The organism is Streptomyces beijiangensis (assembly GCF_017315755.1).
Classification (GTDB): Bacteria; Actinomycetota; Actinomycetes; order Streptomycetales; family Streptomycetaceae; genus Streptomyces; species Streptomyces beijiangensis.
The window spans coordinates 1-11,470 of record NZ_JAFLRJ010000232.1; the positions used below are offsets into that span (position 1 = coordinate 1).

General features: G+C 62.2%; 8 protein-coding genes and 4 pseudogenes. 4 read left to right on the forward strand and 8 right to left on the reverse strand.

The genetic code is table 11. The features are described from left to right. Positions 1-662: ISAzo13-like element transposase-related protein (locus J0695_RS46280; protein ID WP_443726329.1), on the forward strand; the 662-nt coding region annotated here is incomplete at its 5' end. Positions 663-675: 13 nt separating this feature from the next. Here J0695_RS46280 and J0695_RS23830 read toward each other — a convergent pair. Continuing rightward, positions 676-1,065 (reverse strand): annotated as a pseudogene (locus J0695_RS23830) (transposase); the annotation flags it as partial. Between J0695_RS23830 and J0695_RS45465 the strand changes: the two are divergent. After that, a pseudogene (locus J0695_RS45465) lies at positions 1,059-1,490 on the forward strand (transposase); the annotation flags it as partial. The pseudogenes J0695_RS23830 and J0695_RS45465 sit on opposite strands and share 7 nt — an antisense overlap. A 20-nt stretch (positions 1,491-1,510) precedes the next feature. On the opposite strand, the gene J0695_RS23840 reads toward J0695_RS45465, so the two are convergent. Further along, positions 1,511-3,709 (reverse strand): recombinase family protein, encoded by a 2,199-nt coding sequence (locus tag J0695_RS23840; RefSeq protein WP_206964658.1) that lies wholly within the window; start codon positions 3,707-3,709, stop codon positions 1,511-1,513. A gap of 295 nt (positions 3,710-4,004) precedes the next feature. Here J0695_RS23840 and J0695_RS44100 point away from each other — a divergent pair. Further along, positions 4,005-4,392, forward strand: a pseudogene (locus tag J0695_RS44100) (NF041680 family putative transposase); the annotation flags it as partial. A 46-nt stretch (positions 4,393-4,438) separates the two neighbouring features. Here J0695_RS44100 and J0695_RS23845 read toward each other — a convergent pair. Both J0695_RS23845 and J0695_RS23850 read right to left on the reverse strand, forming a co-directional pair. Then, positions 4,439-5,398, reverse strand: a complete 960-nt coding sequence (locus tag J0695_RS23845; protein ID WP_206964660.1) for a cytochrome P450 — start codon at positions 5,396-5,398, stop codon at positions 4,439-4,441. A 239-nt stretch (positions 5,399-5,637) separates the two neighbouring features. Further along, complete coding sequence (locus J0695_RS23850) at positions 5,638-6,609, reverse strand: hypothetical protein (protein WP_206964662.1); 972 nt, start codon at positions 6,607-6,609, stop codon at positions 5,638-5,640. Between the two features lie 222 nt (positions 6,610-6,831). On the opposite strand from J0695_RS23850, the gene J0695_RS23855 reads away from it, so the two are divergent. Next, entirely contained in the window at positions 6,832-7,278 is a 447-nt protein-coding gene (locus J0695_RS23855) for a hypothetical protein (protein ID WP_206964664.1), read from the forward strand. 52 nt (positions 7,279-7,330) lie between these two features. On the opposite strand, the gene J0695_RS23860 is transcribed toward J0695_RS23855, so the two are convergent. The 4 genes and pseudogenes from J0695_RS23860 to J0695_RS23875 form a co-directional block, all read right to left on the reverse strand. Next, a complete protein-coding gene (locus J0695_RS23860; RefSeq protein ID WP_206964666.1) occupies positions 7,331-8,695 on the reverse strand; it encodes an ATP phosphoribosyltransferase regulatory subunit in 1,365 nt (454 codons plus the stop codon). 31 nt (positions 8,696-8,726) lie between these two features. Beyond that, positions 8,727-9,785 carry a S66 peptidase family protein gene (locus J0695_RS23865; protein ID WP_242553101.1) on the reverse strand — a complete coding sequence of 353 codons (1,059 nt, stop codon included), beginning with the start codon at positions 9,783-9,785 and terminating at the stop codon, positions 8,727-8,729. Positions 9,786-9,787: 2 nt separating this feature from the next. Continuing rightward, entirely contained in the window at positions 9,788-10,606 is an 819-nt protein-coding gene (locus tag J0695_RS23870) for a class I SAM-dependent methyltransferase (protein WP_206964676.1), read from the reverse strand. An 85-nt stretch (positions 10,607-10,691) separates the two neighbouring features. Further along, a pseudogene (locus tag J0695_RS23875) lies at positions 10,692-11,470 on the reverse strand (hypothetical protein); the annotation flags it as partial.

Here is an 11,470-nt window from a genome sequence, read left to right on the forward strand (position 1 = left end):
CACAAGTCTTGACGATAGCTCCCATCGCCGCGACCACCAGCCGCACCGGCCTCACCGTCCAGGCCGAACTCGACAGCGGTGAGTACCCCACCGGCATCCGCGTCAGCGACGACGAGATCGCCGCCCTGCCCATCACCCGCCACCGCTTCCACGGCGACTGGAACTACACCCTCCACCACCAGCGCCCGACGGACACGGCGACCACCACCAGCGCACAGGACGAGGCCCAGGCGGACGGACCGGCCCGCCTCACGCGGCGTTCGCTACAGGACCCGGAACTGACCGGGATGACCCGTCGGCAGCTCAACGAACTCATCGACGTGCTGACTCCAGCGATGGAGATTCAACGCGAGCAAGTGCTCCGCACCCGCAGAGGCCACGAACGCCTGGTGGCCCCTGGCACAGGAGCCAAACCCAAGCTCAACTCAGCCGACCGGATTCTGGCCACCGTGCTCCACCTGCGAAAACTCGCGACCATAGACCTCCTGGGCCAGCTCTTCAACACCACCGCCATGACCATCAGCCGCGCAGCGAAAGATGTCCGCCCGCTCCTGGAAGCCCACGAAGTTCACATCCCTGCCTCGACCGCCCGCTTCCGCACACCGACTGACATCGCGAGATTCCTCGACCTCGACAAAAACAAGATCAAACCGACGTGTTGATTCCCGGCAAGCCCTAAGGGTGTCCTGCTCGGTTGAGGCGCCGGTAACAGATCAGGGCACTGGCCAATCCAACGAAGGCGAGGAAGTGCTCGACCTTGCGCTCGTAGCAGCAGTGCAGGCGACGGCAGCCGTTCAGCCAGGACATTGTGCGCTCGACTACCCAGCGGTGCCGGCCCAAGCGGTCGGACGGCTCGATGCCGCGGCGGGCGATACGTGGCACGATCTGCCGACGGCGCAGCCATCCTCGCAGGTGGTCGAAGTCGCAACCCTTGTCCGCGTGGAGTTTGGCGGGGCGGCGGCGCCGGAGCCCATAGTGAGAGCGGATCGGTGGAATGCCGCGCATCAGCGGGATCAGGGCCTGGCTGTCGTGGAGATCGGCACCGGAGATACCCACCCCGCCTGGCCTGGGTCCTGCGCGACCTGCCGGTCGAGCTGGTCGGCCGGGTGCGCTCCGACCGCGTGATGCGCCTGCCGAAGCCACCGCGGATGCATGGCGTCAACGGCCAGCCGCCCAAGCACGGCCCGGAATTCCGGTTCACCAAGCCGGAGACCTGACCTGAGCCCGCGATCACCGACACCACCAACTACGGCAGGGCCGAGACCCAGGCATGGGGCCGGGTCCACTCCCGGCTCACGCACCGCTCCCCATGGCTCGACCACGATGGTGAACTTCCCCTGGTCGAGGGCATGCTGATCAGACTGAAGGTCGAGCACCTGTCGAAGGAGCGGGCTGCCCCACCGGTGTGGTTGTGGTCCTCCAAGACCGGTGCCACCCCGGGCGATGTGGACCGCTTCTGGCAGGCATTTCTCCGCCGCTTCGACCTGGAGATGAGCAAGCCGCAGTGCTGTCATACGTGTGGTTGTCCGTCATCGCGTCGGGTTCCTTCCTCGTTCGGAATTATCGTCGTCTGTTGGTGGTCGAGCCAGGCTTGTCGTGCGGGGCAGCCTCGGGGTCGCTGGTGGAGTCGGCGGAGTCGTTCAACTTCGGCGGGATCGGCGTGCACGACCCAGGAACGGCGTGCGTCGGGTTGCTGGTGGGCGGTGACCCAGCCGCGTTGGATCCATCCGAAGAGAGTGACGCGTGGCATGCCGATCTCGCGGGCGAGCTCGGTCGGCCACCATTCATGGCGGTCGAGTGGGGCCGCGGACCGGCGGATTGCCTGCTCGTAGGGGCTGACGCAGCCCAGATCCTGCAGCAGCCCGCGTACTCCCTGGGTCCCGAAGTGGTCGCGGCGCTTGGGCGGGCGGAAGCCTTCCTCGTTGAGGATCTGGGCGATCGCGCGGGCGGAGTGTCCGGCGGCGGCCAGTTCGCGGGCCCGCGCGGCCAACTGGGGGTAGTAGCTGAGCTGGTCCAGGCGGCCGACCGGGCGGATGAGTTCGCCGTCGGTGCGGTGGCCGCCGGCCCAGATGACCTGGACCGTGACGCGCTCGCTGTCACCGATCACGGTGAGGCGGACCTTGTCGATCAGGTGCCGGGTCAGCTGTTTGCGGTCGGTGTCGGTGGTGGTGGGCGCCTGCCAGATGCTGGGCAGGTCGGCGGCCAGTGCCCTGATCTGCTCGCGTTCGGCGACGGTGAGCAGGCGGGGCCGGGCGGCGAGGAAGCGATCGTAGTCCTCGCCCAGTTGCTGCCGTTCGGCCAGCGCACGCTCCCAGTTCTTCTCCAACTCCCGTACCACCAGGCGGTTCTCGGGCTCGGTTAGCTGGTACTGACGTCGGGCCCGGTCCGCGGCGTAGTCGGCGCGTTCCAGACGCTGACGCCAGATCCGGTCGACCTCCGCCCGACGCTGCTGGGCCTGTTCGGCCGCGGCCAACGACACCTCCAGCGCAGCCGGCGCCATGGCCGCCATCAACAACCCGGTCACATAGCGATCGGCGCAGGGGCCGGACAGCTGCTGGCACAACTCGCCGCCGTAGTCGCTTTTCGCGCGGCTGCACTCGTATATCTGCCATGGTTTCCCGCCCGCGCCGTGCTGATAGCGCACGACCATGCGAGCGTCGCACCGGCCGCAGTAGACCAGCCCGGGCAGCAGGGCCGATCCGTTCCGCAGCGCGCCCATGCTCTGCGCGCGGGCCCGGTTTGCCTCGATCCGCTCCAAATTGCGTTCGTGACGCTCCAGGCCGATATAGGCGGGCAGTACCCCGGGCAGATAGACCAGCCAGTCCTCCCGAGCCCGCCGGACCCGGCCAGTGAACGGGCGTCCCGCCCGTCGCCGCCTTGGGTCCAGGCGGCTTCGGCCATAGACATAGATCCCCGCATAGGCCGGGTGGCGGATCATATTCTGCACCCCAACCCGGCTCGGGCGGCGCCAGACCAGCTCGCCCCGCTCGGGCCCCTCGCGCGCCCGGATTCCCATCTGAATGCCGTGGTCGACCAGGAAAGACAACACGGCGTTGATCGTGGCCAGTTCGTCGAAGAGGTCGAAGACCAGGCGGACGACGGCCTGCACCTGCTCGTCGGGATCCAGGACGATCTGGCCGTCCGGGCGCCGGAGATAGCCCACGGGCAGCGGCACGGCCAGCTCGCCGCGGCGGGCCTTGCCGATGCGCCCGTTCCACATCCGCTGCTTGATCAGGTGCAGTTCCGCCTCACTGATCGCGCCCTTCAGCCCCAGCAGCATCCGGTCGTTGTGCTCGGCCGGGTCATAGACTCCGTCCGGATCCGCCAGCAGAGCCCCCGACAGCGCGCACAGTTCCAGCAACTGGTGCCATTCACGTCCGCTGCGGGCCAGCCGGGACATCTCGATGCCCAGCACCAGCCCGACATGGTCGAGGCCGACCTCCGAGACCAGCCGCTGGAAGCCGGGGCGGTCCTCAATGCCGGACGCCGAATGCCCCAGGTCCTCGTCGATCACCAGTACCCGGGGCAGGGCCCACCCCAGGTCAACAGCCCTTTGGGTGAGTCCGTACTGCAACCGGGTGGACTCGGCGTGATCGATGACCTGCTGGGGCGTCGACTGGCGGACATAGACCACCGCGAGTCGGTCGCGATGCCACGGTTGGACCTTGCCGTCAATCCGATCCCACGGAGCGGGAGTCGTCGTGCTCACGGGTCTCACCCCCGTCCCGTCCGGCCGGGGCACTCGCGATCACCATTCGCGCGGCCAGCATCCCCAGTAGCCGCACCACCATCTGACGATTCAGCTCCGGAACCGTTTCCCACTGCGGGATCTGGGGAGCTCAGCGACGACAGGCCCGTCCACTGCGGGTCACCACCTTCCTCATCACCGGCCTGCCGCTCGCGCAACCGCTGAACCGCAGCCGCCACACCGAGCAAGCCATCAACCCCCACGACCGGGACATTCCCCGCGCCCGGCTCGTCTATGTGCCCATTGCGGCTTACTCCTTGAGCACACCTTCCGCTTCGCGAAGCAGACCCTCGGATGGACCACCCCGAAACTCCGCACCCCCGAGGCTGCGGACCGCTGTACCTGGATCCTGATCGTCGCCCACGCTCAGCTCCGGCTCGCCCGATCCCTCGCCGTGGACCTCCGCCGGCCCTGGGAGCAACCGACCACCCCCGATCGACTCACCCCCGTTCCGGCTCCTCGGGGTTCAGGAACATCCGCGCTCGCCTCGTCTGCCCGGCCCGTGTTCCCAAACCCCGAGGAGCCGCCCCCGGACGGCCACCGGCGCTAAAAAAAATCACCGGGCACCCCGCTACGACGTCGGCAAAATCGTCAAACGCCCCGAGACCCTCAAGGCCATCGGTAAGCCCGGAAGATCTTGGTAGATAAAGAACAAGCTAATACAGCACGAATACATATGTGATGTCGGCGCTAGACCAGTATGCTTAGCCTCTTCCATGTGCTAACACCAAAGGCAGGCATGCGCTCACCACTCATGTACATCGGACTCGAAGATTGTACCCACCTACTAGCTTCCTGAAGAGCTTCTCGAAGCACCATGCGGGCCAGGATTGCCCCCAAGCAGTAGTGTCGACCAAGCCCAAAGGACAAGTGAGATGGACCTTCCCTGCTAGGAATAAATTCATCAGGACTCTGATAGGCAAGTGGATCTCGGTTGGCTGCTGCGATTACGAGCACCACCCGGCTTCCTTCTGACAAGGTGTGGTCACCTATTTGGATCGACTCAGTTGTTGTCCGTGGCACAAAATGGAACGGCGCATCAAACCGCAACGCCTCCTCTACTGCCTTATCAGTCAGTTCGGGTGAGGACGCCATCCGAGTCCAGTCCTGATGGTCAGAGGAAAGCAATCTCTCCAGCGCTGTGGTGAGGCTACTCGCTACCGGATCGATACCGCCGGTCAGAAGTTGAGTGAAGAGGGCCAGAGCCATGTCGTGATCAAGGTCGGCCATACCCTTTAGCGGCAACAAACGATCATCTACTGGCTTCCGGATCCTGGGCAGCACACGAGTGTCGAGGTATGTTCCGAGCTGTTCGATAGCACGCACTCCGACACGTGCGCGATCCGCGTTGAGCTTTGGCGTTGACAGGCAAGCGATAAGCTCGTTGGACCAGAGGCGCACTTGTTCGTCGTCTTCCTCTGGTACGCCAAGCACGGCACATGTGAAGCGACTCGCGATCCGCAAGCTTAGGTCGGCCAGATCAATCTCACCCGATCCTAGGCGTGCAAACTCCTTAACGGCGATTTCGCGAGCGTAACCAGACCAACTGTCAGCCACGCGGCGGGTAAAAGCTGATGTCACGGATTCCCGAAGTTTAGTTTGATTCGGCGGATCGCTGAATACCATCCATGAGTTAAAGAACTTCTCCATAGCCTTTACTGCGGGGAGGTCCTCCGGCTGCTGGTCTCCGACATAATCGCCAGGGCATGCAGATAGACTCCGCTCCCTTAGCATAGTCGCTACCAAATCGTAGGAGGTTACGTACCAACTTGTCGTAGGGGCATGCCAGTAGACGGGGTCATAAGCCCGAAGCTTAGCGAAGGTGCTATACGGGTTCAACGCGGTTCCCTCAGACAACAGCAGGTCGTCATAGGGGAGGGGTATAGCTGTCATATGTTCCTCCTGAGCTCTCTTGTGCATCGCGCGGCTTCCTTGAGAACAACTGGAACGAGCGGTGCGGCAGCGACAACTACACCGGCTAGCACGGCCCATCGCTTCCTACGGGGTGCACGCATAGCTCGGACATTGAGGGCCGCAACTTCAACGGCTGGCCTAGGCAGTACAAATAGGGGTGCAGAGAACCAAGAGAGGTGCCAGAATGAGATGTTCATGGTTGCCTTGATGGCGCCATGGAAGGCTGCCGAGCTCGCGCCCAGAGATTGCCGATAACGCCAACCAGTCAGTAGCGCTGGCGCAAAACCGAGTTCGAAGATGATTGTTGCGACACTCGCAGCTCTGGCCCAACGGATGTCGGAGACGGCCAGCTTTTTTCCTGCTGGGGTTCCGAGCTCGCCCCAAGCTCCCCTCAAAGTGCTCCCATGTGTCCAGCTCCATCCCGAGGCGACGACCTTCGACAGCCCTGACTGTAGATAGACCCAGGCGTAATAGGCTTGGAGAGCCATCAGGGCGGCAACGGCAGTGCTCTCCTGGGCGGCATGATCGGGCGAGTCGGCGGCCTCGCCTCGACTACTGGTATCAGCCAGTGAGATGAGGCCCAGGAAGATATTTAGGTGGCTGTTGTAGCTCCAGAGGTCCTTGTTGAAGTCAACAACATACTTCTGCAGAACAGCGAACGTCGCGTTGGCAGTTAGTTTTACGATGCGACTCTCTGCCCCGAGAGCCCACGCCGCAGTCGATGTCACCGCAGCTACACGAATTGCTTCGTACAGGATCGGGTGCAACGTGCGTGTATCGGGTGCATCATCTTTGGTTCGATCCAGCAGTTCCGAGTATTCCGCGAGGAACTTACCTGGAGGCATGTTCCATACAGTTCTGACAACTGCCGCTCCAGTTATGACTCGAGACAGGCAGAGTCGATCCAATGCATCTGGTTCTGCAAACCTAGACTTCTGGAATCTCATTCCCATGACAGAATCCCTCTCATGCTTTACGATGGCGTCATGCCGCGCACTTCTGACCGGCAAGGATGCGCGAATCCTCCGTCTTCATTCACATCAGGGGAAATTATGACCTCACGGACTCTCCGCCCGGCCTTCATTTTGGGCAGTGCTGCGGTTTACTTGGGAATACAAACCTGGCATACCGTACGCAATAAGAACACCTGGCCCTTCTGCGCTTACAACATGTTCAACTACAAGCTCCCGATGCAGTGGGAGCAGCTCCGCATCGTCCTCTATGATCAGTCCGGGCGCGGCACAAAGCCCCTGGATCCGTTCGGTGTACTCCCTACCGAATTCTTCCGGGTGGTATCCATTCTGGAACGCATATTCATGATCAATAAGGATGAGCGCCTGCGGACGGAATTCTGCGATCGGACCCTCAGCGTAATGTCAACCGATCCTTGGGGTGACTTCGACGAAACCCGAGCCACCGTCAGGCCCAGGAACGGCCATCGGTTTGTCGCCTTGGACCTGTACTTGGTGGAAGTCCATCAAGATAGTTGCGACCCCCGTGATCGCAGTGCCGTATGCGAGGCTCGCTTGCTGCACCGTCACGATCCAGAAGGTGTGATTCGGGCTGCTTCGCCAGCCTGGCGCCTGAGAGCGGGCACCGAGAAAGTCGCTGCGTAGAGAACACGTCGGCCGGGGCACGGAGGAGATTCCGTGCCCCGGCCTAGGCGTTCTAGTTGGAAGCGGGTCGAAGACCGGCAGGCAGCCCTTCAAGAGTGCTTGAGGTGCGAGACCCCGAAGCCACGTCGTAGACCGTGGTCTCGCCGCCGAGGCCAATCTCGACCACAGCTGCCACCTTCGACTCGGCAGCGATCTCCTTGGCCCCGGCCTCATCGACGGGATCGAAGATGGCTCGCGTCTCGTAGCCTGAGTCCCGGAGCTTCCGGACGGCCTGGACCACGGCCTCTGCTGTCCCTGCCGCCCGCGGCAGTACCACCACCGAGTTCTCGCGGAGGCCTCGTTCTGCTGCCACTCCGTCCTCACGGAGAAGGCCCATGAGCCGTGCCAGACCCACGGACATACCTACTCCGGGATAGTTGCCGCCATTGACGTGCTTCAGCAGGTCTTCGTAGCGGCCGCCGGCCCCGATGGCACCCCAGTGCTCTCGCCCGGTAGCGAAGGTTTCGAATACGGTGCCGGTGTAGTAGTCGTGGCCGCGGGTGATCGAGCAGTCCAGGACGAGCCGATCCTCAGGCATGCCCAGATCGGCGGCTGCCCTAAGGACGGTGTCCAGCTCTTCTACACCGGTAGTATCCGCCCCACGCAGCTTGAGCAGAGCGCGTACTTCTTCCAGGGTCGATGCGCCCACCAAACGGCCGAGGTCAGCTGCTACTGCAGCAGGTATCCCTGCTGCAGTGAGCTGCTCTACCGTTTCGTCAAACTCCTGCTTGTTGCCCTTGTCCACGATCTGCACGATGGACCGGGCCCGGTGCACGCGAACTCCGTGGCTGTCGAGCAACGCTGCGAGAACCTTGCGGTTCGAGATGCGGACGGTGAATCCGTCGACACCGATGTTCTGGAATGCGGAGTTGAGGGCACAGGCAATCTCGGCATCGTATAGCAGGCTGAGTTCGTCGCGCCCAATCACATCTACATCGCACTGGTAAAATTCGCGCCAATGTGTTGCAGTCGGCATTTGCTCTGCTCGCCAGACCTTGTTGATCTGGTAGGAATGCAACGGGAAGGCGAGCTTGTCTGAATGCTCAGCAATAAACCGCGATACCGGAACAGTCAGGTCGTAACGCAGTGCAAGGTTGGCGCCCGTATACGACTCCGGAGGTTCCGTGACGGAAAAGGCAAATTCTGGAATGCCGCCGTCCAGATACTGAGCGCCGCCGGCAACCAGCACCTCTTGACGCTGGATCGCCGCCGTATCGAGAGGCCTGAACCCAGACCTCTCGAATCCATCCTTAATGATCCGGATGGTCTCTTGTTCGAACATCACGTCGCTAGGAAGCGACTCCGGAAAACCCGGCATTGATATGTCCAGCGGGGGACGCGGAGTTTCACCGTTCGGTACGCTCTGATTGCTACCCATGATCTTATCCTCTCTGCAACTGTCTGTTTCTCTAATTCGGGCCGATCAGCGAGAAGGTGGGAACCTCGAGCGCGCAGTCCAGCCGCGCCAAACCGCCCACAGGCAACGTGGACATAGGCTCGGTATGGCCAATATCAAATCCGGCTGCGACCGGAAGACCTGGCGGCACGATTCCCCGCACAACTTGATCAAAGTCGTCAAAACCGTTCAGGCAGGACCGTGGCTGGCCCATCCTTCCGAGCACAAGGCCAGCGGCTCGCTTGAATACCCCAGACAGGCTCAATTGCATTATCCGAGCTGCGAACTCATCTGGCGCCATGCCTTCTGCCTCAAGAAAGATCAGGACATCTTCAGGCTGCTCCCAGACCGGTGTGCCGAGAGCAAGCGGTAGGGCCACGAGGGATCCTCCCCATAGCCGTCCCTCAACCGGAGTCCCGTCACCGGCCTGTACCACTCGCAGTTGTTCTCCACCGTCCACGGGAGCACGCGGTCTCGTATCGTCCCGGTCCCACCACAGCATCTCGTCCGACCAGTCCGGTGCTGCCGGGACCTTGTACTCCGACCATGCGCCTTCCATTCCAGAGACCTTGCGGAAGGAAGTAGCAGTGAAGTCCCACGGCCCCCCGGCCTCTCCCCACTCCGAAAGGACCATGGGCCCGTGGAAGGAGACGACACCTGCGCCAAAGGCGACGAGGTTGAGTAGGGCGCTCAGATCGCTGTAGCCAATGATTGGCTTCGCCGACTCACGAACCAAGTCGAGGTCAATGTGAGGCAACACATTGAGCATTGACCATCCACCAACTGCAGCGAATATGCCGGCACATTCTGGGTCCTTGAGTTGGCTATGGAGCTCTTGAGCCAGTTCTGCAGGCCCCAAGGTCGAATAGCCAATCGCCGTACGGCACGAAGGCAAGACCCGTACCTTGAACCCAGCCAACTCCAAGGCCCTAACGCCGCGTTCAAACCGTTGAGGGAACGCCGCTGGTGCAGCGGAGCTGGGGGCCCACACAGAGACCAGATCGCCCTTTGAAAGAGCGCGAGGCCACGATGGCGCGCCAGGCCTCAGTGAAACCGGCTCCTCAGCAGCCATATTCAGACAGCCGTGGAAGTAAACAGCTCGGGCTCAACGGCCACAGGCTCCTTGCGAAGGAGCAGGCAAGTGAAGCCCATGTGGCTCAGGTTGACCCGGAAGAGCTGCATCTGCTCTCGGTAACGCTTCTCAAGCATCTCGCGCGCGTCATCGGCCAGTGCATCCAGGTGAGAACGACGCAGAATGTCATCGACGAAACGGTCCACGACATCCACCGGAATGGCGTCAAATCGGAGGTCCTGGCTCCAGTAGTCGTGGCGCTCCCCACCCACAAAGAAGTCCACCCAGAACTCCTTGTAGAGCGGAGTGATGTCGACCTGGATGGCCTCGCGGACGTCTGCAATCAGCTGATCCGAGGGCTCGTCCACGTAGTACATCGGCACTGCTCCGATGAACCCGCCCGTCTTGAGGACCCTGGTGTACTCCGACAGCGCCCGGTCGCGGTCGGGAATGAGGGAGGTCACGTTCCCGCAGAACACCATGTCGAACGCATCGTCGTCGTAGCCAGTCGCAGTGGCGTCCTTGCGTTCAAACGTGATCAGGTGTGAGACGCCAGCTTCCTCGGCGCGTCGACGGGCCTCGACGAGGCTCTCCTCATTGATGTCAATCGCTGTGACCTTGCAACCGACCAGCTGCGCGAGTGCTACCGCGGACACACCGGTGCTCGTTCCAATCTCCAGCACGTGCGAGTCCTTGTTGAGGAAAGCATGCTGAGCGATAGCAGCCAGGCTGCGAAGGCCGCCGGGCGGGCGGTTCGTCTCACGGACGACGCCGATGAGCTGGTTATAGTCCATCGAAGCGATCTCGTTAACCGTGTACATAGTGGATCTCCAGTTGCGTTGACAGTGTGTAACTCGGAATCAGCCACCTGTTGAATCGGGTGGCTAGGCTCAACCGGGCTGGTGGCTAGGGCTGTTCGCGGCTCGCAAACGGCTCAACCTCCACCGGAAATTCGGTGACTACTTGACGGGCAAGAGCTTCGTACTGCTCTCGCGAATCTGCGCCTAGCACAACAAAGGCGCACCAGTCAGATGGATGGTCCAGTTGGACGGGGTCACCTTGAGCTCTCCAGCACTGGGCTCGGAGGACCCCGTTCTTGGAGAGCATCTGTGCCACGTCAGGGATGGCGGTAATTGTTCCCGGGCCTGTTGGACGCAGATGCAATGCGCCGAGGTAGGGATGTGTCGGGCAGGGTGGATCCAGCCGGCCCAAGAGCAGACCGTCAGCGACAGCCCGCTGAACGTTGTACCCCAGATACTCGCTGAGCAGGGGGCCGATCCAGCCGCCGCCGAGCCTGGTCGCAATCTCTGAGAACACGAGCTGCCCATCAGGACGTTCGAAGAGCTCGAGATGAGTCACGGCCCGCTCGACTCCGAGCGCCCCGTTCACGACTCGGTGCAGATGCAGGACCTTCTCGTACAGATCTGGGTTCTGCTCCCTCGGAATGATGTAACTGCCGTCCAGAGGAACACCCGGTTCATCGGGAACTTTCCCTTCGAGCAAGGAGAGCCGCGGCTCGTAGTAGGCACTGACGATAAGGAAGAGTGGTTCTTTCCCATGCCATAGAGCATCAACATGTAGTTCGCGGCCAGCGATGAACTCCTCGGCGATGAGCTGGCTGTGAGGCTCCAGCCCGCCCTTGGAAAGCTCCGCCATCGCATCATCTAAGGCTTGTCCCGTAAATG